Origin of the sequence: Haladaptatus paucihalophilus DX253, assembly GCF_000376445.1 — an archaeon.
Classification (GTDB): Archaea; Halobacteriota; Halobacteria; order Halobacteriales; family Haladaptataceae; genus Haladaptatus; species Haladaptatus paucihalophilus.
Genome location: NZ_AQXI01000001.1, coordinates 2217295 through 2240344, shown reverse-complemented (window position 1 = coordinate 2240344; position 23050 = coordinate 2217295). Strand labels below are relative to the sequence as shown.

Sequence of the window (23050 nt, the reverse complement as noted above, 5' to 3'; positions counted from 1 at the left end):
AAAGAGCGGGACAGAACCGCGGTGTCGATACCGTTCGGCTATTTCGCTTCCGCGGCGTCGAGGATGTCGTCCACCGATTTTCCGTTCGGTTCGTTGTACAACAGCACGTCGAGTTCGAGCGTCGGCGCGCCGCTGACGAGGTTCTCCATGACGACGAGGCGCTCGCGGGCGCGGCTCATGCCGACGTAGAAGACGCGGCGTTCGTTGTCAGTGAGAATCGGAACGGGGTCGGTTCCGGCGGTGAACTCGTCAACGCTGGGCACGTCGATGCCCTCGTTTTCGACGGTCGCCGCCATCTGCTCGACGACCTTCTCGGTCAGGTCGGTGCCGATGAACACGTGGTCCGCTTCACGACCTTTGGCGCTGTGGATGGTTCCGATACGGACGCGGCTCCGGTCCATATCCTGATATCGGCCGCTGAAGTACGCCTTCATGGAGCGCTTCTGGTAGCTCGTGACCTTCCGAACCATGTCCGATGCGGATTTCGGACCGGGCATGAACGGCGCGAAGTTCCGCACGAAGTCGGCGTCGAACTCCAGTTCGGTGAGGTCGTCCACCTCTTCTTCCTCCTTGCGTTCGTCGATGGCGTCGAACATCTCGTCGCGCTCGTTCGTACCGAACGTGGATTCGGTCAGCATGTCCGCGAGGCGTCGGGCCTGAAGCCCGTCGATTGGTTCGTCCTCGTGAATCTGCTCGACCGCATCGACGTACTGGTTCAGTCGGTCGGTCCACATCCGCTGGTCGGTCAGCGTGCGGAACGGAATCCCCTCGTCGATGAACTCGTCCACGAAGCGGAACATCTGGTAGCGAGCGCGGAACAACACCATCACGGTGCCGTCGAACTCCTCGATGGTGTAGCGGACGTTGCGCACGAGGTCCAGCATCGACGGATTCTCCACCGCCTCGACGGTGCCGCCCTCCTTGCGCGGTTTGAGGTTCTTCTCCTGTCGCTCGTCGATGTGGGTGACCTCCTGCTGGACGACCTTGAGGACGCGGGAGGGAAGTCGGTGCGAGGTGTCGAGAATCACGTCTTCGCCGCCCTCGCCGAGGAGCAGTTTCGGGTCCGCGCCCTGCCACGCGTAGACGACCTGGTCGTCGTCACCGGCGATGAGGACGTTCTCCATGTGGTCTTTCCACTCCTCGTAGATGTCGAACTGGAGTTGGGTGATGTCCTGAAACTCGTCGATGACGAGGTAATCGACGCTCGGGAGGAGCGAGCGTTGTTTCACGCGTTCGAGCATGTCGGCGAAGCCGACGAGTCCCTCGTCGCCCTTGTACTTCCGCCACGCACGGATGGCTTCGGGAACGTCGAACCGGTCGTCGCTGCTCGGCCACGTCGGGGTGTACTTGTTCCCTTCCTGTGCGTTCGGGTCGATGTCCGGCGGGAGGCGAACCGTCTCGACGTCCCACTGGAAGGGAACGTCGTACCAGTCGGCGACCTGTCGTCGGGTTCGCTGGAGCCACTGGGAGGTGGCGATAATCTTGTTTCCGAGCGTCGTGGACCGGGCGGTGCGGCGGCCAGAGCCGCTGTACTCGTCCTCGTATTCGAGACCGTAGTCTTCACAAAACTCCTTTTTGTCCTTCTCACCGACGACATCACCGCGAGAGAGATTGAGTAGTTCGTAGGCTTTCGCGTGCATCGTACAAACGTTCCCCTGCAGGGAGCGCGGGTCGACGTCGAGTCGCTCGGCGAGGCGCTCTCGAACTTCGTTTGCCGCGGCGCGAGTGTACGAAACGACGAGGAGGTCGTTTACCGTGACGCCATCCTGTGAAAGAATGTCCTCTACCCTGTCGAGTAGTTCGGTGGTTTTACCGCTCCCCGGGCCACCGAACAACCGGGTCACTTTTGCGTCCGTCTCTGCCATTGGCGTGGTCATTACACCAGCACAAGTGCTGGGAACGTATAAAACGACGTGAATCGGATTCAGGCACCAGTCACGTGCCGCGAGATGAACGCGCCTCGCGTACGTTCGCGCCGTCTCGAACCTTGTCCTCGCAGTTCGGACAGACACGAGGGTCGGTCACGTCAGGGGGCGTAAACACCCGTGCGTACGCCGTCGTCACGAACGAGCCGCAATTCTGACATTCGGGCATATACTCAACGCCTAAAGTTTGGAAATAATACATCAAATGTCTATCGACACGCAGTCAAGGAATGTGCGCCGGAACGCCGAAAAATCGAAGGGTAGTGGTCGAAAGACGATACGAGGGAAGTTCGAGGAATCAGGACGGGTTACGGATTCCAACCACAGACCGTACACTCGGTCGCGGACCGGTTATGAAGTCCACCACATTCCGGACACTGCTTTTTATTATACTCCTGTTCCCAGTCTACTCGGTCGGTTTCGTGGCCGCGATCTTCGAGGAACTGGTCGAACACGGATTCGTCGTCTCCGGTTGGTGCGGAGGCCATACATGCTATGGTAAGGCACACCACCCATATAACCCTGATGGTCAAACAGACCCACACGTAGCGATAGCTGCGAAAATCGGCGAATCGAAGCTCGGGGATTGGGGTGGAGTACCGAGAAGTGGGTCGGGGATTGGGGGAAAATACCGAGGGCGACCTCAGGGTTTGGGGTCGAAATACCGGGCGAGTTCCGTCCCGAACTCCTCGGCCAACAGCCCAGTCTCGTCGCCGGAGAGGACGTCGTAGCCCGTTTTCAGCGTCGATTCGACGTGGACGCCCAACGCGGCGTCGAGGATTGCGTCGCTCCGGAGGAAGTCCACGGCGCTCGTGAACTCGCGTTCCCGTTCGACCGCGTAGCGGTCGCCGTCGATGAACGGACCGTAGGCGTCCGAATCGGCGTACTTCTCGTAAAAACCGGTCGCGTGAGCGCGGACGTGAACCGGCGGCCCGTCGTGGCGTTCGATAGCCGGGCGTTCGGCGACCGCGAGTTCGAAGAAGAGGACCGCGGACTCGTCGGCGAAGAGGTCGGCCCGAAGCACGTCGAAACCACGCCGCGAAAGGGCGTCACCGACGCCCGCGAGCGATTTCTGGAGTTGCGGATACAGTTGGTCATCGACGACATCCGGCGCGTCGAAGCGAACCGCGACCGGGGTCGTCCCCCGCTCGGCGATGAAATCGTGGACTTCCTCGGGCGCGAGAGGGTCCGGCGGCTCGGGGAAGAACACGGATTCGCGCGGCGTTTCGAGCAGGTCGCGGGCGTAGTGTTGCACCCGTGCGACGTTCTCGGCCGAGAGGACGGCGGCGACGTTGCGCTCCGGGTCCGTCGGGTCGATGACCACCAGCGGGTCGTCGAACGTCGCCGTCCCGTGGTCCTCCGGGTCGAACCGGACGGGTGGGTGCCACTCCGCCGTCGCTTCGAGCACCTCCCGAAAACCGCCGTATTCGAGGACGAGCAGTTCCGCGAGATAGCCCGAAAAGCCCTTCGTCCGAAGGTCGCTGCCGTACGCGCAGATGCCTTTGAGGAACTGCTTGAACAGCAACACTTCGTCGGCGAGGTCGTCGTCCAACCGCGCTTCGAGATACGTCGTGTGGAACGGCGTGCGGTCCACCGCCGACTGGATGTCCGTCGCGGACTCGACGCGATAGCAGGGAACGAAATCCACGTCGAAGCCGTCGAATTGCCCCTTCACGTACGGGTGTTCCGCGTACTCCTCGTGACCGTCCGGGAGGACGGCGTGCCCGAGTTCCAACCCGAGCGATTCCAACTCCTCCCGGTCCATCTCCGGCGGAAACCGAACGAACAGGTCGATGTCCCGGTCGCCGCTCGTCCACGTCCCGCGGGCGGTGCTCCCCACCTGAATCACGTCGGCGTCCACCGACAAGTCGGCAATCGCCTCCTCGGCGCGTTCCGTCAACTCCCCGACCGCCGCTCGAAGTCGCTCCCGTTCGTCGGCGTCGGGTCGTATCCGCGCTCGAACCGCTGAGACGACCTCCTCGAACCGTGCCATCGAGCGAAAGTTTTCCACGAAGGCGTGAAAGCGTATCGATGCGTTCGAACGAAAACGAAAGCCCTATCAAAGGACTCCACCTACCTGGGAATGCAGTTGGAAGCCGCCGTAGCTCAGTTGGTAGAGCACCTGGTTGTTACCCAGGTTGTCCCAGGTTCGAGCCCTGGCGGCGGCGCTTCTTTGATTATTTGTGTTCGGTAAGAGCGTTCTACGAACGGCACGGCCCATCCGAAACCCGGTACGCTAAAGAGGTATGCCAGATTACGATTGACTGACCGGGCCCTTAGCTCAGTCTGGTTAGAGCGCTCGGCTCATAACCGGGTGGTCATTGGTTCGAATCCGATAGGGCCCATTTGCTGGTGCGAACTTCGTTCGTGAGCACCAGCAGTATGCTGCCCGAAGATTCGAACGAGGCGAGTCGCATGCCCGCGTAGTCGAACCGAAGGTGAGACGAGCAGGAACGTCTCGACGTTGTTCGAATCCGATAAGGCCCATTTCTTGTCGAACAATCCGCGAGCACCGCGTAGCGTGTGTGAGCGTCAGCGATTTACAGGCCATCCTTCGAGAATCCTCATTCCTGAAGCGCTATCAACAGCGCGACTGCGCCGACGAGGAGCGCGACGAGGGCGAGGAGCGACTGCTCGCCGGTCGCGGTGCGAAACACCGCGTACCCGATAGCCGCTCCGACGGAGAGCACGACCAGACTGCTCGCCGAACGGACCAGTTCGATGCGGAGCGTCGAAACGCCGCGACCCATCTCCTCGCGGATACCGAATCCGGTGTGGCCGACGTCCCACGAGAGAACCGTGAAGAAGCCCGCGAGGAGGAGAAACAGCGGTGACATCCCGAGCAGACCGGCGACCACGACGGCGACGAAGAGCAGGGCGATTCCCAGGGAGAAGACGCCGGACGAACCGCGGACGAGGCCGACGAGAAGGAAGAGGAGGCCGAACACACCGGCGGTGAGCGTGTACACGGAGATGGCGGTGAGGAAGAGAACGGCGAACGCCGAGAGGAGCGTCACGGCACTGCTCGAAAGCGGGGGCGTCCCGTCGGCGAGTCCCGGGTTACGAATCACGATACAGCACCTCCTCGAACGGGTCGGTCGGGTCCCAATCGAGGACGGGGATGCCCGCGCTTCGGAGGTCGTTCAGTCGGACGTCACGGGCGAGGGACGCGTAACCGTGTGCGGCGTCCGGTGGCGACGACGACGGCGCGGTCGGGTCCGGACTGATGACCGTGACGGGATAGCCGTACGCGTCGAGGCGTCGTGCCGCCCGTTTCGCACCGTCGTCACAGGCGGGGGATATCAGGACGACCAACTGTCGGCAAGATGAGATTTTTGAAACGGTCGAATCCGAGTTCGAGCGGAAAGCAAACGAGGCCCGCCGAACCGACTCACACGTCCGGCGTTTCGAGAATCGGCGGGACACCGGCGGCCGTCACGGTCTCGCCGACGAGGTACGAGGAGGCGGGACTGGCGAGGAACTGCGCGAGGTCGGCAATTTCCTCGGTGGTTCCGATGCGGCGCTTGACGCTCTCGCGGTCGATGTCGTCCGCGCTGACGCCCATCTGGCTCTCGACGCCCGGCGTGGCGACGAATCCGGGCGCGATGCAGTTGACCCGCACGTCGTCGTCCGCCCATTCGTAGGCGAGCGTGGATGTGAGGTTGATGACGCCCGCCTTGGCCGCGCCGTAGTGACTCATGTGGGGCGAGCCCTTCTGTCCCGCGACGCTGGCGAGGTTGATGACGGTCCCGCCGCCGTTCTCGCGCATGTGCTCTCCGGCGACCTGCGTGCAGTGATAGGTTCCGTGGAGGTTGATGTCCACGATGGTCTTCCAGCCGTTCTCGCTGATGTCCTCGAAGGGAGCCATGAAGCTCGCTCCCGCGTTGTTGACGAGGATGTCCACGCCGCCGAACTCGGAGACGGTGGCGTCCACGAGGGCGTCCACGGCGTCGCGGTCGGTCACGTCGCACTCGACCGCGACCGCTCGTCCCTCGCGGTCGCTTTCCGCGATGCCCTCGGCGACGGGTTCGACGTTCTCCAGTTCGCGCGAGCAGACGACGACGTTCGCCCCGTCGGCGGCGAATCGCTCGGCGATGGTCTTCCCGATACCGCTCGACGCGCCCGTCACGATTGCGGTCTTGCCGGTGACGCTGAACTGTTCGACGGTCATGCGATTTCCTCCGGGGTCGGCTGATTCGAAGCGAGTCTTTCCATTGGTAACTACAACGACTACTATCTCGCCTCGTGTTAATAAATATGGGCTGTGGTTTGTAATCGTTATTTTGATTCCCGAGGAGAGCGGACCCGTGGCATGGTCGAATCCGCGAGCGGAACGAAGTGGCGAGCGGTGTTCTGGGACATCGGCGGCGTCATCCTCGACAGTAGGTCGGTTCGCCGAGCGCACGAGGCGTTCGTTCGGACCATCGTCGAGCGGCACGCACCGGAGACGTCGGTGGAGGACGCGCTCGCGCGGTGGCGCACCGCGGTTGGGACCTACTTCCGGGAACGCGACGGGACCGAGTTCCGCCGCGCGCGAACCGCCTACGACCGCGCCGTGGACGAGATTACCGGGGAGCCGATACCCGAGGACGAGTGGCGGCCGGTGTTCGAGTCGGTGACGACCGAGATGCTCCGGCCCAATCCCGGTGCCGTCGAGGCGATAGAGCGACTGGCGGGGGAAACGGAAATACACGTCGGCGTCGTCAGCGACGTGGACACCGAGGAAGGGATGCGAATTCTGGAGACGTTCGGCGTGAGAGAGCGGTTCGATTCCATCACGACGTCCGAGATGGTCGGGCGGACCAAACCCGACCCGCGGATGTTCGAGACGGCCCTCCGAGCGGCGGACGTGTCGCCGAGCGACGCGGCAATGATAGGAGACCGCTACGAGCACGACGTCGCCGGTGCGTCCGCGGTGGGGATGACGGCCATCGGGTACGGTGCCGAGGAGGGTCCAGAGACGGACTACGCCATCGACGACCTTCGAGAAGTGCTCTCGATAGTCGGCGTAGAAGACGAAGGGACGAGCGAAAACTGAGTCGGTCGCGCCGAACTACTCGGCGTCGTACCGGGTCAGGTGTTCGACTTCGCTCGGGTCGAGGTCGGAAAAGGCGTTCCTGGCGATGACGCGCTCGTGCACCTCGTCCGCGCCGTCCACGATGCGGAACTGCCGGACGTTCTCGTAGAAATCCGCGAGCGGCAGGTCCTTGCCGATACCGTTCCCGCCGCAAATCTGGATGGCCGCGTCGATGGCGTCCTGTACGACGTTCGCGGCGTACACTTTGCTCATCGCCACCTCGATGCGGGCCTCTTCGCCCGCCGCGATTTGACGGGCGGCGTGGCGGACCATGGTTCGGACGGCGTGAAGTCGCATCTCGATGTCGGCGACCTCGAACCGTATCGACTGCTTCTCCGAGAGCGGGCCGTCGAACGCCTGCCGCTGGTCGGCGTAGGCTTTGGCGATGTCGATGGCCCGTTCGGCCATGCCGGAGTAGCGCATGCAGTGGGTGAGTCGCGCCGGGCCGAGTCGCCGTTGGGCGATGGCGAACCCGGCGTTCTCCGCGCCGAGCAGGTTCTCCTCGGGGATTCGAACGTTCTCGTACTTGATTTCCGCGTGGCTCATCCCGGTGACGCCGCCGCCGACGTGCGGGATGTCCCGGACGATTTCCACGCCGGGCGTGTCGGCGGGCACGAGGAAGATGGAACAGCCATCGTACGGATGAGCGTCGAGGTCGGTGAGCGCCATCACCAACAGCACGTCGGCCTCGCTTCCCTGCGTGGTCCACCACTTGTGACCGTTGATGACCCACTCGTCGCCGTCCTGCTCCGCGGTCGTCCGGAGCATCTTGGGGTCCGACCCCGCCCCCGTGTTCGGTTCCGTCATCGAGAAGCCGGATTTGGCCTCGCCCGCCACCAGCGGGTCGAGCCACCGTTCTTTCTGTTCCTCCGTTCCGACGAGTTCCAGCGTGTGCATGTTCCCTTCGTCGGGCGCATCGACGCGGATGGCGGTCGGGCCGAGAAGGCTTCGCCCGGCCTCCTCGAAGACGGGCAGCACCTCACCGAAATCCATTCCCATGCCGCCGTGTTCCTCGGGAATCTGGGGTGCGTACACGTCGTACTCGCGCGCCGTCTCTCGAAGCTGTCGAACGGTGTCGTCCGACACCGGCCCCTCGCCGAGGTGGTCCCGTTCGACGGGGATGACTTCTTCGCGGACGAACGTTCGGACGCGTTCGGCGACTTCCGTCCCGCGTTTCGGGTCGTCGTACTCCATACCCACAACCCCTATTCACCAGTGTAAAAATATTTCCCCGTCAGAATTACCCTCGTAAGTTCTATACCGAAGTTGGACGTACAATCGACACGAAACCCGTCGTCGGGATGGCGGTCTGAGCAGCCCCGAGAGGGCGGCGTAACGATCAAGAACCGACGGCAGACACGGGAGAAGGACCAATGACAGAGGACGACCAGACAACGGACGACCAGACAACAGACGACCAGACAACAGACGACCGGACAGCCGACGACCGCGATTACTTCGATCGGCTCGTCGATAGGAACGCGCTACGGAACTACCTCGCGGCGGAACTGGGGGAGGCGACGGAGTACGCCGTCTCCCACCACGCGGAGGGGCACTCCAACGAGACCCTGTTCGTGACGTGGGGCGACAGGGAACTCGTCATCCGGCGGCCGCCGCCCGGCGAGACGGCCGAGACGGCCCACGACGTGCTCCGCGAGTATCGGGTGATGGACGCGCTCCAAGGCACCGACGTTCCGGTTCCGGGGACCGTACTGGCCTGTGAGGACCACTCGGTCATCGGAAGCGACTTCTACGTGATGGAGCGTCTCTCGGGCGACGTGCTCCGCGACGAGGAACCCGAGCGCTTCGGGACGGCCGACGCGCGGCGGCGAGTCGGCGAGGAACTGGTCGGAACGCTCGCGGCGATTCACACGCTCGACTACGAGGCCGTGGGGCTGGGCGAATTCGGCTACCCGTCGGGATATACCGAACGACAGGTCGAGCGGTGGACCAAGCAGTTGGACTGGGCGTTCGAGCGCACCGCCGAGGAGCGGGCCGTCCCGGAACTGGAGACGGTCGGCGAGTGGTTGGTCGAACACTGCCCGACGGAGCACGAACACGCGCTGGTTCACGGCGATTACAAACTCGACAACGTGATGTACGGGCCGGAGACGCCGCCCGAAATCGTCGGCGTCTTCGACTGGGAGATGGCGACGCTCGGCGACCCGCTGGCCGACCTCGGGTGGATGCTGTCCTACTGGCGCGACGCCGGGGACCCCGACCCGGCGACCCCGGAACTGACGGCCACGTTCATGGAGGCGGCGGCGTATCCGACTCGCCGAGAACTCGTCGAGCGGTACGAGCGCGAGACGGGCATCGAGTACGACCACGACCGGTTCTACCGGGCGCTCGCGGTGTACAAACTCGCGGCGCTCGGCGAGATGTTCTACCGGCGCTACCTCGAAGGCAACAGCGACGACCCGATGTACCCGAAGATGGAGGAGCGCGTTCCGGACCTCGCCCGACGCGCGAAGGGGATATTGGACGGCGAGGAACCGCTGTGAGGACTCCGCGACGGGGTGAACGGAATGGGGGACATTTAACAAACTGTTTTTGAAAAGCCCTCTATAGCACCGATACTTGTGGAATGTGCATTTTTCGCTTACAGAAATAACATCCCCGCGGTGGAGTTAAGATACCGCGGGCCGAAACGGTCGGTCGCATGACGGACACGGACATTGCGCGAGTGACGGTTCTCGGGGCCGGAAACATGGGGCACGGAATCACGGAAGTCGCCGCCATCGCCGGATACGACGTGACCATGCGCGACGTGAAAGAGGAGTTCGTCGCGGACGGATACGGGAACATCGAGTGGAGTCTGGAGAAGTTGGCCGAGAAAGGACGACTCGACGAACCGGCCGAGGACGTGCTCGACCGCATCGACACGGGGGTCGAGTTGGAATCGGCGGTCGCGGACGCGGACCTCGTTATCGAGGCGGTGCCCGAGCGGATGGACCTCAAGAAGGACGTTTTCGCCGACCTCGACGAGTTCGCGCCGGAGGGCGCGATTCTGGCGTCGAACACGTCCAGTCTGAGCGTCACCGAGATGGCGGGTGCGACCTCACGGCCGGAGGACGTGGTTGGAATGCACTTTTTCAACCCGCCGGTGAAGATGGATTTGGTCGAGGTCATCTACGGCGACCGGACGAGCGACGACACGGCCGAAGCGGCCTACGAGTTCGCACAGTCGCTCGGCAAGACGCCGATTTACGTGCGCAAGGACGTCCGCGGATTCGTCGTCAACACGGTGCTCGGGCCGTTCGGCGACGAACCGGCGTGGATGGTGTCGAACGACGAGGCCACGATACGCGAGGTGGACGCCGCGATGGTCCACCAGCGGGGCTACCCGATGGGGCCGTTCGAACTCATGGACCTCACGGGCATCGACGTGGGCTACCACGTCCGCAACGAATCGGGGCGAGAGATTCCGCCCATCATGGCCGAAAAGGTCGAGAACGACGAACTCGGTCGAAAGACGGGGCGGGGGTACTACGAGTACGAGGACGGCGAAGGGGTCAACTACGGACCCGGTGACGGCGAGGGATTCGACACCCTCCGAGTCGAGGCGCGGATGGTCAACGAGGCGGCGCGACTGGTCGGCGACGGCGTGGCGCGACCCGACGAAATCGACACCGGCGTTCGCCTCGGCCTCGGCTTCCCAGAGGGAATCTGCCGACGCGGGGACAAACTCGGCCTCGATGTCGTCCTCGACAAACTCGAAACCCTGCACGAGGAGACGGGCGAGGACCGATTCGAACCCGACGACTACCTCGTCGAACTGGTCGAGGCGGGGAAGACCGGCGAGGACGCAGGAGAAGGCTTCCACGAGTACGGCACGAGCGGCGACGGGCCCGGCGACTACCGATTTTTGAACTACGACCTCACAGGGGACGGACTGCTCGCCGTGGAACTCGACCGGCCGGAACGGATGAACGCCCTCTCTGCGGACCTGCTGGGCGAAATCAACGATCTGCTCACATCGGTCGACGTGGACGAGGTTCGGTGCGTCACGTTCGAAGGCGCTGGCGACCGGGCGTTCAGCGCCGGGGCCGACATCGGCGGGTTCGTCGACGCCACCCCGACGGACTTCATGGACGTGACGCCGACGTTCGAGACGGTCAACGACTTCGAGCGCCCGACCGTCGCCAAGGTGGACGGCTACTGTTTGGGCGCTGGACTGGAGTTGGCGCTGGCCTGTGACCTCAGAATCGCCACGGAGGAATCCGAGTTCGGGTCGCCCGAGATTCGCCTCGGCCTGATTCCCGGCGGCGGCGGCACCCAGCGCCTCCTTCGACTGCTCGGCGAGACGCGCGCCAAGGAACTCGTGTTCCGAGGCAACCGCATCGACGCCGACCGCGCCGAGGAGTGGGGTCTCATCAACCGCGCCGTCCCCGCCGACGAGTTCGAGGACGTCGTTGCGGAGTTCGTGGACGACCTGCTCGAAGGGCCGCCGCTCGGCCTGAAGGTGGCGAAGAAAGTGATGAACGAAGGGGGCGACGCCAGCCTCGACGCCGCGCTCGCCATGGAGAGTCAGGGCTTCGGCCTGCTCATGAGCACCGACGACGTGCGCGAGGGGACCGCCGCGTTCCGCGAGGACCGCGACCCCGAATTCACGGGTGAGTGACGTGGCGCTCTCGTTCGAGGAACTGGACGTCGGCCGTCGGATGACGACCCCTTCACGAACCATCACCGAAGCGGACGTGGTGAACTTCGCGGGCGTGAGCGGCGACTTCAACACGCTCCACACCAGCGAGACCGAGATGGAAAATTCGGAGTTCGGGGAGCGAATCGCCCACGGCGCGCTCGTATTCTCGGCGATGACCGGACTCACGCGGCGCATCGCCGACGACCGTGCGGAAGTAGTCGCGTTCTACGGCGTGGACCGACTCCGCTTTCGAGCGCCCGTCTTCTTCGGCGACACGATTCACGTCGAGTTGGAACTGCTCGAAAAGGAACGGAGGGACCACCCGACCGCGACCGGCGTCGTTCGATACGAAGCCGAAGTTCTGAACCAGCGCGAGGAAGTCGTGCTGTCGTGCGAACTCCTCTCGCTCGTGCGGTAACGACGCCCGTTCGTCCGGTAGCGAAGCGGGGACCGGCGCGGGCGACGCGACCTACTCCATGTGCTCGTCGTTCAGCCCCTCGAATATCTCGGGGTCGGTGCGGAACTTGAGCACGTTGTGCACCACCGAGTTGCGGATGTTGTCGATGACGTCCCCGTGTTCCTTGTAGAACTCGTGAATCCACTGTGACTCCGCCTGCCGGTTGGGGAACATCATTACCGTCTTCCACTGGTACTCGCCGTCAGAGAGGAAGTAAAACAGCGTGTTGGGGTCGTCGCGGATGTACTCCATCGCGGCGCGCCAACTGTCCGCGAAGTGTTCCGGGTTGAACTTGAACTCGAACAGGCCGAAGATGTAGTACTCCTCGTTGGGGATGATGGCCTCCCGGAACACACCCTCGTTACGCATCTCCCGAATCGACTCGCTCACGGTGACGTGCGACACCTCGATGTCGTACTCCTCCGCGAGAATGGTCGTGAGCTCGCGCGAGGACAGTTGCGGGTCCCGCGTCAACTCCCGCAGAATCGCTATGTCCCGCTCCTTGAACTTCCACTCCGGTGAATCCGTCTCGTCGGTCATAGTACTCCTTCCGGAGAGCGGGTTATCATAGTTCTCCTTCGAACGCCGCGAGAAAATCGAGAGTTGTGTTCGTTTCGGATAGCTGCGAATCGTGGTGGTCGGCGCGCGGAAGCGAGTGCAACGAGCGGCGCGCGAGGGACGAGTGACGTTCCCGTGCGAACGGGAACGAGCGAGGAGGCTGGGGAGGTCCGAGGGCGGAAGCGGTGCGGTTGCGGTCTCATTGACGTCTGTTACTGCTCGCGTTACCGTTGTACCCTCTTGTCGTGTCTCGACGGCTGTGAGGTAGTCATCATCGACGTCTGTTACTGCTCGCGTCAGAGACACAACTACTGTGATGAAGTCCTCGAAAGCCCCCGGACGTTCGCGGTCGCTGTGTGGGATATTTTGACCTCCCCGCGCCGGAAGAGCTCCGCTCTTCCGAGCCGCCTCTCGCTTCGCTCGCGGCGACAACGCCCGGCCCCTTTCAGTCCCAACCCCGCACTCGCACCGCGCCACGATGGATAGGTGAGTTGGCGTTTGTGACAGTTGGTCGGTCGAGCGTCGCCCCATCCTGTGAAATTCCCTCTCGAAGTCCTAGAGCAGGTCGTCGGAGATGATGTTCTTCTGGATTTCGCTGGTTCCCTCGTAGATTTTGGTGATGCGGGCGTCGCGGTAGTAGCGCTCGACGGGGTGGTCGGTGACGTAGCCCGCGCCGCCGTGGACCTGAATCGCCTCGTCTGCGACGTCCACGGCGTGCTCGCTAGCGAAGAGTTTCGCCATGCTGGCGAATCGAGTCGCCAACTGGTCGTCGCCCGAATCGACGTGGGAGGCGGCGCGGTAGGTCAGAGAGCGGGCGGCCTCCACGTCCGTCGCCATGTCCGCGACCTTGTGCCCGATGGCTTGGTACTCCTTGATGCGTCGGCCGCCCTGCTCGCGCTCGTTGGCGTAGTCGATGGATTCGTCCACGGCGGCCTGCGCGACGCCGACGGCCTGCGACGCGACGCTGACGCGACCCGAGGCGAAGAAATCCATCAGCTGATAGAACCCCTCGTTCTCCTCGCCGATGACGTTCTCGGTGGGGACGCGCACGTCGTCGAGGACGATTTCCGCGAGGTCCGAGGCGCGGATACCGAGTTTGTTGTCGATTTTCGTCGGCTCGAAGCCGTCCACGTCGGTGGGGACGAGGATGGCGCTGATACCGCGGTGGGGCGGTTCGGCCTCGGGGTCCGTCTTCGCCATGACGACGGCGACGTCCGCGACGGTGCCGTTGGTAATCCACATCTTGTTGCCGTCGATGACGTACTCGTCGCCATCGCGCCGGGCGACCGTCTCGATACCCGCGACGTTCGAACCGTGCCCCGGTTCGGAGATACAGCTACAGCAGGCGGACTCGCCGCTGGCGATGCGCGGGAGCCACTCCTCTTTCATCCACTCGTCGCCGTACTTCCGGATCATGTTCGAGCCGAACCCGCGGCTGCCGATTGCGCTCCCGATACCCGCGTCGGCCCGCCAGAGTTCCTCGGTGACGATGACCGACGAGAGGGTGTCCATCCCGGCACCGCCGTACTCGACCGGAATGCCCGGTGCCACGAGGTCCAGTTCCGCCGCCTTCCGAACGAGGTCGTCGGGGTACTTCTTCTCCTCGTCGTGTTCGCGGGCGACCGGCGTTATCTCCGCCTCGCCGAACTCCCGCACCGCCTCGCGTATCGCACGCTGTTCGTCTGACAGTCGAAATGCCATACCCCGTCTTCGGATTCCAATGAAAAGAATCTTCGGCATTTCAGTAACCTATGTTAACAGAAGTCGCCACATATCCGTACACACCGGCGTAGATTTATTTGCGAGAGAAACGAGGATGCGGACATGCGCGCTGCAGTGTTACGCGAGTACGGCGAACCCCTTCGAATCGAGGACGTGGAACGCCCGGAACCCGACCCGGACGGCATCGTGATAGAAACGGACGCCTGCGGCATCTGCCGAAGCGACTGGCACGCGTGGCAGGGAGATTGGGACTGGATAGGCGCGAAACCGCCAACGGGACATATTTTGGGCCACGAACCCGCCGGAACGGTCATCGAAGTGGGCGAGGACGTGACGCGCCTCAGCGAGGGCGATAGCGTCGCCGTCCCGTTCACCCTGAGCGACGGCACCTGTCCGGAGTGTCGAAACGGCCACTCGAACGTCTGTGAAAACCTCCTCCCGCTCGGCTTCGCCGACCCCGTTCCCGGCGCGTTCGCCGAGGAGGTTCACGTTCCCGCCGCCGACCAGAACGCGGTGACGCTCCCGGACGGCGTGTCGCCGGTGGCGATGGCCGGACTCGGCTGTCGGTTCGTCACCGCGTTCCACGGGGTGGTCCATCGGGCGGACATGGACGCGGGCGATTGGGTCGCGGTCCACGGGTGCGGAGGCGTCGGCCTCTCGGCGGTCCACATCGCCTCGGCCATCGGTGCGAACGTCGTCGCCGTCGATTTGGACGACGAGAAGTTGGCGAAGGCGGAGGAACTCGGGGCGCTCGAAACCGTGAACGCCGCCGAGACGGACAACGTGCCGAGGGCCATCATGGGCATCACGGACGGCGGCGCGTCGGTGTCGGTGGACGCGCTCGGCATCGCCGAAACCTGCCAGAACTCCGTCTCCAGCCTCCGACGCCGCGGCCAACACGTCCAAATCGGCCTCACGACGAAGGAGGAGCGGGGGAGCGTGGAACTGCCGACGGACGCGATGGTGATGAAGGAAATCGAGTTCGTCGGGTCGTTCGGAATGCAACCGCCGCGCTACGACGAAATCCTCCGCATGGTCGAGTCGGGGACCCTCGACCCGAGCGCCGTCGTCTCCGAAACCGTCACGCTGGACGACGTTCCGGACCGGCTGGCCGCGATGAGCGACTACGAGACGATGGGGATTCCCGTCGTAGACACGTTCTGAGCGGCGAGGGACTCGTCCGACGCACCGCTCGGAAAACGAGACCGTACGGGTGCCTCGACGACGCGCTTCGGACGGCGTTCAGAGCGACGCGAGACGGGCGATGTAGATGAGGCTGAGAACGTGGTCGCTCGTGTCGAGCGAAGCGGGACCAGCGGACCCGAACCGGTCCGTCTCCGAGAACCCGTACATGTACGAGCGAAGGGACTCGTAGGCCGATTCGCTCAGCCAGTCGATGTCCACGTAGTAGGAGAGCGCGTTGCCGGTGTTCTCGAATCCGGCCTTTTCGATGAGGAAATCGAGCCATTCGAAGACCACGACCTCCGCACCGTAGCGGGTCGGCAGTCCCGTCAAGTAGGGTTTTTCCGGAAGCGAACCGGTCGCCAGCAGTTTGGTTTGCAACTTCACCAGTTCCTCGCGCTGACCGATACGGAGGAGTTCCTCGGCCGTCCGCTCGTCGTCGTCCGCGTCGAGGTCGAGGGGTGGTTCGTCCTCGTCAGCCATCCTGCGGAGTTCGCGCAGGTCGTACTCGGCTGGCTTGATACTCATTCTGATACTTAGAAGAAGAGTATTTCAACCCACTTAACTCTTGGTACGAGGCGGTTCGGGAAAACGAAGTTCAGAAAAACGTCACGTCAGACTATTCGTTGTCGTTTCCGCCGCGGCGCTTTCGCGCGACGAGCACGACGCCGAGGAGACTGGCGAGGAGACCGAGTTTTCGGGTGAGTTTCCCGCTTCCGGCGGGTTCGGAACTGAAATCGTCCGCGCTGATTTCGTCGTCCTCGTCGTCCGTCCCGGAGCGGCGCTTGGCCACGAACAGGGCGGCACCGACGACGAAGAGGAGACCGAGGAGCGGTTTCAGCACCGACGACAGCGACGGGCAGGACGATTCCGATTTCGTGCTGGCGGTCGCGGGTGCGGAGTCCCTATCGGGGTACACTCGTTCCTCGACGAGCGCCGGCTTTTCGATGTTGATTTTGAGGAGTGACATCACCGTTCTATTCGTCACGGAACAAGGTTATAGCTTCTGTCTCCCGCCGACTTTCGATAGCAGTTCGAGGCGGAGAAATCAACGCGAAGAAGAATAAAAAACCCGTCAGACTTACGGTGGTCAACGAATACCGAAGGGTATGTCGATGCCGATCCGCGTGTTGCTGGTCGACGACGAACCGGACCTCGCGGAGATGGCGGCCCAATTCGTACGACGGGAAGGAGACGCCTTGGAGACGCACGCGGAGACGAATCCGGTGGACGCACTCGGCCGGTTGGAAGCCGAAGCGTTCGATTGCGTCGTCAGCGACTACGACATGCCGACGATGAACGGCCTCGAACTGCTCGCTGCCGTTCGGGAGTCGTTTCCCGAACTGCCGTTCATCCTGTTTACGGGGAAAGGAAGCGAGGAAATCGCCAGCGAGGCCATCTCCGCGGGCGTCACCGACTACCTCCAGAAAGAGACCGGCGTGGACCAGTACACCGTTCTCGCGCACGTCGTCGAAAACGCGGTGGAGAAACACCGCGCCGAGCGCGCGCTCCGCGAGAGCGAACGGCGGTTCGAAGCCGTGTTCGACGACCCCTTTTCCTTCATCGGCCTGCTCGAAACCGACGGGACGGTCATCACGATCAACCGAACCGCGCTCGACGCGATTCACGAGGACGCGGCGGCGGTCGAGGGAGAGCTATTCTGGGAGACGCCGTGGTGGACGATTTCGGACGAAGAACGGGAGGAGCTACGCCGACGAATCGCCGCCGCGGCGGACGGCGAATTCGTCCGGTTTCGCGCGGAAAACCTGACCGACGAACTGGGACCGGTCGTCCTCGACGTCATCGTCCGCCCCGTCCGCGGCGAAGCCGGAACCGTCGAAACGCTCATCGCCGAGGGGCGAAGCGTCGAAAATCACGACGGATGGTCGGAAGCCCTACGGTGAGGAAAACGACCCGCGGACCGCCTCGGTGAACGTGCGTCGAACGCCGGGACTGACGGCGAAGAGGATGCCGACGTAGACGACGCCTCCGAGCGAGACGAGCGAGAGGAGGTCGGTCCACGACGCTACGGGGACGGACGCGTGGGCGACGGAGACGACGACGAACATGACGAGACTCGCGCCGACTTGCGCTGCCATCGGACGCGAAACCGGTTCGACGCCGACGAGTTCACCCCGGAGGAATCGAAGCGCGCCGAGATACACGGCCGACTCGGCGACGATGGTCGCGGCGACGACCCCGACCGGACCGAACCGGAGCGTCAGGAAGACGCCGAGAAGGAGGTTGATGCCGACGGCGAGCGCCGAGAGCCGCATCGCCACGTCCGGCCTGTCGAACCCGTTGACCGCCTGCAAGAGCGGCCCGCTCTGTGCGCGGACGACGCGATACGCGGCGAGACCGACCAGTAGGACGGCGGCGTTTCTGTACGCCGGTCCGTACACCGTCACGACGAGGGCGTTCGAGAGCGCGAGCGAGCCGAAGAGAATGGGAAACGCGAGGATTCCCGCGTAGGCCAGCGTGTTCGAGATGTCGTGGGCGGCACCGCCGACCCGCTCGTTTCTGGCGCTGACCGTCGTCATCAGCCCCCGTCCGGCCATGTCGGCGACGAACACGGCCGGGAGGGTGAACTTCCACGCGACCTCGTACCACCCGACGGCCGACGTGCCGTCCACGAGCAGGAAGCCGAGCAGGAGCACGTCGAGGCGGTCGTAGGTCGTTCCCAACAGCGTTGACGGGATGCTGTACCGAGCGTAGTCGGCGAGGCTCCGAACGAACGCGCGGGACGGAATCGCGGGGCGGGCCGCGACGAGGACGACCGCGAGGGGGAGCACCAGCGCGGAGGCGAGCGCCAGCCCGTACACCATTCCGGCCGCCCCGACGACGGTCGCCGTGCTGAGGAGGGCGACGAACCCGATTTGGAGCGGGAGGGTGAACACCGACCTGAGCGTATCGACCCACGTCGCGGCGCTGATTCGACCCCTGCCCTGGACGAGGCTGTCTATCGTCTCGTACACCGATTCGGTGGCGAGCAGGCAGACGAGCAACAGCGGGGCCAGCGCGAGGCCCGTGTAGTCACGAAGGACGTCACCCGCGAGGAAGACGACCGTACCCGCGATGACGACCCATCCGGCGTCGAACAGGAGTTGCGCGCCGAACGCGGGGGGACGGAGCGCGTCGGATTCGGCGACGCGTTTTTTCGCCGCGAGCGACCAGCCGTTCATCGGTCGGTCGGCGAACTTCACCAGCGCGAAGAGGAGGTAGACGCCGCCGAACGCGCTCGGGCCGAGCCACCGCGCGAAGACGATGGTCCCGACGAAGCCGATGAGCGCCATCGAGAACTGGGCGACAGTCCCGCCGAGCGTCTCCTTGCTGAGGCTGGTTCCCGCCGCCTCGCTCATGCGTAGCCGAGGTCGCGGAGTTGCTCCTCGACGGCGGGCGAGAGGGCCGCGTCGTTCGACACCACCCGTCGATTCAGTTCGTTCACGAGCGTTTCCACTCGCTCCCGCGGCTTTTCCGTTTCGCCGGACTGGCGGAACCCGTCGGGCGTCTCCCACCCGTAGTAACCCGGCGCGACCAGCGCGTGGAGTTCCGTGTCCAGCGGTTCGACGTCGAACCCGTCGCGGGAGAGCGCGGCGCGGTGACGGTCCGTCAGACCGTGGTACTCGACCAGCCACTCGGGTCGGTCCGCGTCGTCGGGGTCGACGAGCAGGTTCCGCCCCCGCGAGTCCCCGTCGAGGTCGGCGATGTCGAGCACCGTCCGATGCACGTCGAGCAGGCTGACCGGTTCCTCGCGGCGGGCGGTCGCCCCGCCCGTTTCGTCCGCATTCCAGATACAGAGCGGCACCTTCGTCACCTCGGGATACAGGCCACAGAGGTGCTCCCACGCGCCGTACTCGCCGAGGGCTTCGCCGTGGTCCGCGAGCGTGATGACGTACTCGACCTCCTCGCGGAGTTCGGCGAAGATGGCGCGATAGCGGTCGGCGAGGTAGCGAACGCCGTCGTCATAGGCCCGCCGAATCCTGTCGGGGTCCGCGTCGGGCGACGAAAGCGTCGCCCGAAGGCCGTCGAGTTCCGGGGGGTCCACGGTTCGGAACTCCTCGGGCGGGGCGTAGGGCGTGTGGGCCTCCATCAGGTTGACGAACAGGAACTCGTCGTCGCCGAAGTCGGTCTCGCGGACGAACTGGAGCGCCTCCGTCGCGCCGTCGTCGCGGGTCGTCCGACCCATCCCCAAGTCGCGGAGTTTGAGGAACGCGCCGCGCTTGAGCGACGGCACGGTGTCGCAGTCGCCCAGTAGAATGTCGCGCAACGCGACGGCGTAGCGCTCCGGCCCCATCTCGCGCGTCTCGGCGATGAACCCGTCCCAGTCGAAGACGTCCTCCGAGAGGGCGTCGAGTCGCCAACTCCCCTCGAATCGGTCGAATCCGCGGTGGAAGTCGAACGGGCGCGAGATGTTGACGTTGGCGCTGAACGCGCGGGTAGTGTAGCCGTCCCCGTGGAACGACTCGGGAAGCACCGGTTCGGGGCAGTCGAGCAACTGTGCACCGGCGTAGACCCCCAACTCGCTCGGATACTTCCCCGCGAACAGGGAGGCGTGTGCCGGGACCGTCCAGTGTGAGGTCGAATAGGCGTTCTCGAAGCGCGTTCCCGGAAGCCAGTCGAAGTGCGCATCGAAGGCGTCCTTCCGTAGCGTGTCGAGGACGACGAGCGCGACGTTCATCGGTATCCCAGCGCGGACAGGCGCTCTTCGACCGACGCGTCCGCACCGTCGGAGGCGTCCGTTTCGCGCAACGTCTCCGCCGTTTTCATCCAGCGTTCGGGTTCGTAACTCCCCGTGTCGGTACCGCTGGTGACGACCCACGGGACGTCGCGGAGGGCGCTTATCGGCGTGCTGTCGGGGTGTCCGTAGACGTACCACTCGCCGAATCCGTTGCCGTGGTCGGCCGTGATGACGACGCGCTCGGCGCCGAGGTTGTCGAGCAGCACCCGTACCTCCGAGAGGACGTAGTGGAGATTCTCGCGGTAGGAACGCCACACCTGCTCTGTGGAGAGGTCGCCGCGGCGCAAGCGCTCCCAGACGCCGACGCGCTCGCCGAACTCGTCCCGACTCATCGCGTCGCCCGGAAGCGGAGCGGGAATCGACGGGAAGTGCGGTTGCATGTAGTGAACGACGAGTTTCGTCGGGTCGTCCGCCCGCCAGTCGATGTCCCGCCCCGCGAGGATGGCCCGGTCGGTGACGGCGCGGGCGGGAACCGTCCCGAGTTCGTCGTCCCACCCGTCGCGCCACACCTCCTCCAGTCGGCCGAAGTTCCCGGCGTCGAGGTGTTCCGCGGAGTTCGGATTCGCGGTGACGTGGACCGTATCCGAACAGTCCCGCTTCCCGAAGTTCTCGCGCATCCACTCGTCCGAGCGGGTGCCAGCGGATTCGAAGCGCCAGACGCGCTCGACGAAGGGAACCTCGGGCGCGACCTCGCACATGCAGTCAAACCGACAGCCGTCGAGGACGACGAGCGCGTCCCACGGATGGTCGTAGACGGACTCGCCGAACTCCCGACGTTCTCCGACGCGTCGAAGAAACCCCTTGTACAGTTCGTACGCCGACTTGTCCACGCCGCGCCAGCCGTCCTTCCGAACCCGCTCCCGACTCTCCTCGACCCAATCGCCGAACGTCATCGGACCCCTCCCACGTCTCGAACCCTATCGACCGCGTTCCAGAACCCCCGTCGCCACAGCCAGTCGTTGACCCTGCCGAGCCTCGTCTCGGGGACGATTCGCTCCTCGTAGCGAGTCGGGTACTCACGTTTCAGACGGGCCTCGATGTCGGAATCGATATTGGCGCGGGGGCGGTCGGGGTGCGACATCACCATCGCCGGGTCGTACCGACACGACCCGTAGGACTCCATCCGCCACCCGAATTCGGTGTCGTCGCGCCAGCCCGCGTACTCGCTCCGGAATCCGCCCGCGTCGAGCGCGACCTCGCGGTCGAAGGCGAGGTTACACCCCACGTACAGTCCCGTTCCGTCGTAGGTCCGTCCGCCGCTGACGCTCCCTTCGACGCAGACCGTTTCGCCGTCGAGGGCGTTCTCGATTACGGCGACCCAATCGGGTGGAGGGAGACAGTCGTCGTCGGTGAGCGCCACGACGTCCGCGCTCGCCGCCTCGATTCCGGCGTTTCGCGCCTCGCAGATGTCGAGGGACGCGTCCTCGACGACCAGCACCTCGAACTCGGTGGCGGTCTGGTTCCGCAAGGCGGCGACGACTCCCGCGTGGTCGTTCGATGGAACCGTCGGAATGACGACCGACACCCGCGGCTCATCGGATGCGTATGGGTTTCGTATCATCGGCATCGACTGCGGCGCGCTTTTCGGCCGCTTCCGCGTGCGTTCTGTTGACCAGTTCGAGCAACGACTCGGCGAACGTGGACCGGTCGTATCGACGCGCGAATCGCTGGATTTCCTCGGCGTCGAAGTCGTCGGGGTCGAACCGTTCGACTGCTTCGCGGAGCGACCCGACCGTCGGGTCGAAGCGAATCCCCGTCCGGCCTTCCACGACTTGGTGGCGAGTGTACCCCTCGTTCACGCCGATGAGGGGTTTGCCCGCCGTCAGCGCCTCCGCCCCGACCAGTCCGAAATCCTCGTTCTTGGGCGCGTAGACGACGGCGGTGGCGCGCGAGACGATGTTCTCCACGTTCGGGACGTATCCCCGCAGTTCGACGTTTTCGAGGCCGCGCGCCTTCCGTTCGAGCCGCTCCCGTTCCTCCCCGTCGCCGACGACGAGGAGGCGTTCCTCCAACCCGGCGAACGCGTCGACGATGAGGTCGATGCGTTTCTCCGGCGCGAGACGGGACCACGTGACGAAGTAGCCGTCGTCGCCCTCGTTTCTCCAGTCGCCGGTGACGGGCGGGTAGACGACGGCCGCCTCCCGGTCGTAGTACCGCTGGATTCGGTCGCGGACGAGTTCGCTGTTGGCGACGAACCTGTCGACGTACTCGTTGCCCTCCTTGTCGAGCGTCCGCCACGCCTTCGCGTAGCCCTTCAGCGCGAATCCGACGCCGGGATAGTCGAACTCCGAGAGCCGTTCGCGGAAGAGGTCGTACAGCCACCGCGGCGGACTGTGCGGGTAGTGGAGAACCGTCTGTTCGACCGGCGGCACGTAGGACTTCGAAAGCGGTGCGCTTTCGAAGAGCACGTCGTACGTCGCCAGTTCGTCGTGCGCGTCGGTCAAATCGACCGCCACCGACAGCGTTTCCAGCGGGTTCATCCCCTCGTTCTTCCATTCGAGCAGTCGCCCCGAGAGGCCCCGGGTGTACTTTTCCTGCCGTATCGGAACGATGGTTACGTCGTCCGGGACGGCAACATCGCCCGCCACGTACATCGTGTAAATCGGCGCATCGAGTACCCGAGCGGCCTCGATGGCGAACCGTTCGCCGCCCCCCATGGCGGGAAACCTATCGTGTAAAATCGCAACGTCGCGTGATTCCTGTCTCATTGGCCCACCCCTGAGCGTGACGATGCTACAGCGCGTTA

23 protein-coding genes and 2 tRNA genes are annotated in these 23050 nt (G+C 64.4%); 8 read left to right on the top strand and 17 right to left on the bottom strand.

What is annotated here, in order from left to right; genetic code table 11:
- Positions 1-38: 38 nt before the first annotated feature.
- The 4 genes from B208_RS0112510 to cca all read right to left on the bottom strand — a co-directional run bounded on the left by B208_RS0112510 (position 39) and on the right by cca (position 3918).
- Positions 39-1865 carry a UvrD-helicase domain-containing protein gene (locus B208_RS0112510; protein ID WP_007979977.1) on the bottom strand — a complete coding sequence of 609 codons (1827 nt, stop codon included), beginning with the start codon at positions 1863-1865 and terminating at the stop codon, positions 39-41.
- A gap of 70 nt (positions 1866-1935) precedes the next feature.
- Complete coding sequence (locus B208_RS24380) at positions 1936-2094, bottom strand: DUF7563 family protein (protein WP_198292366.1); 159 nt, start codon at positions 2092-2094, stop codon at positions 1936-1938.
- Positions 2095-2233: 139 nt separating this feature from the next.
- Positions 2234-2413: an HVO_0416 family zinc finger protein gene (locus B208_RS0112505; protein ID WP_007979979.1), complete on the bottom strand. Its 180-nt coding sequence runs from the start codon at positions 2411-2413 to the stop codon at positions 2234-2236.
- A 155-nt stretch (positions 2414-2568) separates the two neighbouring features.
- Positions 2569-3918 carry a CCA tRNA nucleotidyltransferase gene (cca, locus tag B208_RS0112500; protein WP_018128902.1) on the bottom strand — a complete coding sequence of 450 codons (1350 nt, stop codon included), beginning with the start codon at positions 3916-3918 and terminating at the stop codon, positions 2569-2571.
- 102 nt (positions 3919-4020) lie between these two features.
- Between cca and B208_RS0112495 the strand changes: the two genes are divergently transcribed.
- Together B208_RS0112495 and B208_RS0112490 are read left to right on the top strand one after the other, a co-directional pair.
- Positions 4021-4093: transfer RNA gene (locus B208_RS0112495), tRNA-Asn, on the top strand.
- A gap of 102 nt (positions 4094-4195) precedes the next feature.
- A tRNA-Ile gene (locus B208_RS0112490) sits at positions 4196-4270 on the top strand.
- Between the two features lie 219 nt (positions 4271-4489).
- Here the strand turns inward: B208_RS0112490 and B208_RS0112480 are convergent.
- The 3 genes from B208_RS0112480 to B208_RS0112470 all read right to left on the bottom strand — a co-directional run bounded on the left by B208_RS0112480 (position 4490) and on the right by B208_RS0112470 (position 6096).
- The gene (locus B208_RS0112480; protein ID WP_007979985.1) at positions 4490-4996 is read right to left on the bottom strand and encodes a DUF7519 family protein; all 507 of its coding nucleotides are present in this window, start codon (positions 4994-4996) and stop codon (positions 4490-4492) included.
- Positions 4986-5240, bottom strand: coding sequence for a hypothetical protein (locus B208_RS0112475; protein WP_007979987.1), 255 nt, complete (start codon positions 5238-5240; stop codon positions 4986-4988). The genes B208_RS0112480 and B208_RS0112475 overlap by 11 nt, the downstream gene beginning before the upstream one ends.
- A gap of 76 nt (positions 5241-5316) precedes the next feature.
- Complete coding sequence (locus tag B208_RS0112470) at positions 5317-6096, bottom strand: SDR family NAD(P)-dependent oxidoreductase (protein ID WP_007979989.1); 780 nt, start codon at positions 6094-6096, stop codon at positions 5317-5319.
- Positions 6097-6237: 141 nt separating this feature from the next.
- Here B208_RS0112470 and B208_RS0112465 point away from each other — a divergent pair, with 141 nt between their 5' ends.
- Positions 6238-6963, top strand: a complete 726-nt coding sequence (locus B208_RS0112465) for an HAD family hydrolase (protein WP_007979991.1) — start codon at positions 6238-6240, stop codon at positions 6961-6963.
- Positions 6964-6978: 15 nt separating this feature from the next.
- On the opposite strand, the gene B208_RS0112460 is transcribed toward B208_RS0112465, so the two are convergent.
- The gene (locus B208_RS0112460; RefSeq protein ID WP_007979993.1) at positions 6979-8196 is read right to left on the bottom strand and encodes an acyl-CoA dehydrogenase family protein; all 1218 of its coding nucleotides are present in this window, start codon (positions 8194-8196) and stop codon (positions 6979-6981) included.
- 179 nt (positions 8197-8375) lie between these two features.
- On the opposite strand from B208_RS0112460, the gene B208_RS0112455 reads away from it, so the two are divergent.
- The 3 genes from B208_RS0112455 to B208_RS0112445 all read left to right on the top strand — a co-directional run bounded on the left by B208_RS0112455 (position 8376) and on the right by B208_RS0112445 (position 12065).
- Positions 8376-9506, top strand: coding sequence for a phosphotransferase family protein (locus B208_RS0112455; RefSeq protein ID WP_018128901.1), 1131 nt, complete (start codon positions 8376-8378; stop codon positions 9504-9506).
- Between the two features lie 158 nt (positions 9507-9664).
- Positions 9665-11626 carry a 3-hydroxyacyl-CoA dehydrogenase/enoyl-CoA hydratase family protein gene (locus B208_RS0112450; protein ID WP_007979998.1) on the top strand — a complete coding sequence of 654 codons (1962 nt, stop codon included), beginning with the start codon at positions 9665-9667 and terminating at the stop codon, positions 11624-11626.
- 1 nt (position 11627) lies between these two features.
- Positions 11628-12065 (top strand): MaoC/PaaZ C-terminal domain-containing protein, encoded by a 438-nt coding sequence (locus B208_RS0112445; protein ID WP_026177829.1) that lies wholly within the window; start codon positions 11628-11630, stop codon positions 12063-12065.
- A gap of 51 nt (positions 12066-12116) precedes the next feature.
- Here B208_RS0112445 and B208_RS0112440 read toward each other — a convergent pair whose 3' ends face one another.
- Both B208_RS0112440 and B208_RS0112435 read right to left on the bottom strand, forming a co-directional pair.
- Entirely contained in the window at positions 12117-12644 is a 528-nt protein-coding gene (locus B208_RS0112440) for an Lrp/AsnC family transcriptional regulator (protein WP_007980002.1), read from the bottom strand.
- A gap of 573 nt (positions 12645-13217) precedes the next feature.
- On the bottom strand, positions 13218-14363 hold the full coding sequence (locus tag B208_RS0112435) for an acyl-CoA dehydrogenase family protein (RefSeq protein ID WP_007980004.1): 1146 nt from the start codon (positions 14361-14363) through the stop codon (positions 13218-13220).
- A gap of 123 nt (positions 14364-14486) precedes the next feature.
- Between B208_RS0112435 and B208_RS0112430 the strand changes: the two genes are divergently transcribed.
- Positions 14487-15548: a zinc-dependent alcohol dehydrogenase family protein gene (locus tag B208_RS0112430; protein ID WP_007980005.1), complete on the top strand. Its 1062-nt coding sequence runs from the start codon at positions 14487-14489 to the stop codon at positions 15546-15548.
- 78 nt (positions 15549-15626) lie between these two features.
- Here the strand turns inward: B208_RS0112430 and B208_RS0112425 are convergent, their stop codons facing one another.
- Positions 15627-16094 carry a FlaD/FlaE family flagellar protein gene (locus B208_RS0112425; RefSeq protein ID WP_026177828.1) on the bottom strand — a complete coding sequence of 156 codons (468 nt, stop codon included), beginning with the start codon at positions 16092-16094 and terminating at the stop codon, positions 15627-15629.
- Between the two features lie 91 nt (positions 16095-16185).
- On the bottom strand, positions 16186-16536 hold the full coding sequence (locus B208_RS0112420; RefSeq protein ID WP_007980010.1) for a hypothetical protein: 351 nt from the start codon (positions 16534-16536) through the stop codon (positions 16186-16188).
- Between the two features lie 139 nt (positions 16537-16675).
- Here B208_RS0112420 and B208_RS0112415 point away from each other — a divergent pair, with 139 nt between their 5' ends.
- A complete protein-coding gene (locus tag B208_RS0112415) occupies positions 16676-17470 on the top strand; it encodes a response regulator (RefSeq protein ID WP_007980013.1) in 795 nt (264 codons plus the stop codon).
- On the opposite strand, the gene B208_RS0112410 is transcribed toward B208_RS0112415, so the two are convergent.
- Genes B208_RS0112410 through B208_RS0112390 form a run of 5 tightly spaced genes read right to left on the bottom strand, consistent with a single transcriptional unit; the run spans position 17462 to position 23012 of the window.
- Positions 17462-18925 carry an oligosaccharide flippase family protein gene (locus B208_RS0112410; RefSeq protein WP_007980016.1) on the bottom strand — a complete coding sequence of 488 codons (1464 nt, stop codon included), beginning with the start codon at positions 18923-18925 and terminating at the stop codon, positions 17462-17464. The two genes, B208_RS0112415 and B208_RS0112410, sit on opposite strands and share 9 nt — an antisense overlap.
- Entirely contained in the window at positions 18922-20244 is a 1323-nt protein-coding gene (locus tag B208_RS0112405) for a sulfatase-like hydrolase/transferase (protein WP_018128900.1), read from the bottom strand. Before B208_RS0112405 ends, B208_RS0112410 begins: the two co-directional genes overlap by 4 nt.
- On the bottom strand, positions 20241-21197 hold the full coding sequence (locus tag B208_RS0112400) for an alkaline phosphatase family protein (RefSeq protein ID WP_007980019.1): 957 nt from the start codon (positions 21195-21197) through the stop codon (positions 20241-20243). Before B208_RS0112400 ends, B208_RS0112405 begins: the two co-directional genes overlap by 4 nt.
- Positions 21194-21865, bottom strand: coding sequence for a glycosyltransferase family 2 protein (locus B208_RS0112395; protein WP_232423789.1), 672 nt, complete (start codon positions 21863-21865; stop codon positions 21194-21196). The genes B208_RS0112400 and B208_RS0112395 overlap by 4 nt, the downstream gene beginning before the upstream one ends.
- Positions 21837-23012 (bottom strand): glycosyltransferase, encoded by a 1176-nt coding sequence (locus tag B208_RS0112390; RefSeq protein WP_232423788.1) that lies wholly within the window; start codon positions 23010-23012, stop codon positions 21837-21839. The genes B208_RS0112395 and B208_RS0112390 overlap by 29 nt, the downstream gene beginning before the upstream one ends.
- Between the last annotated feature and the right edge of the window lie 38 nt (positions 23013-23050).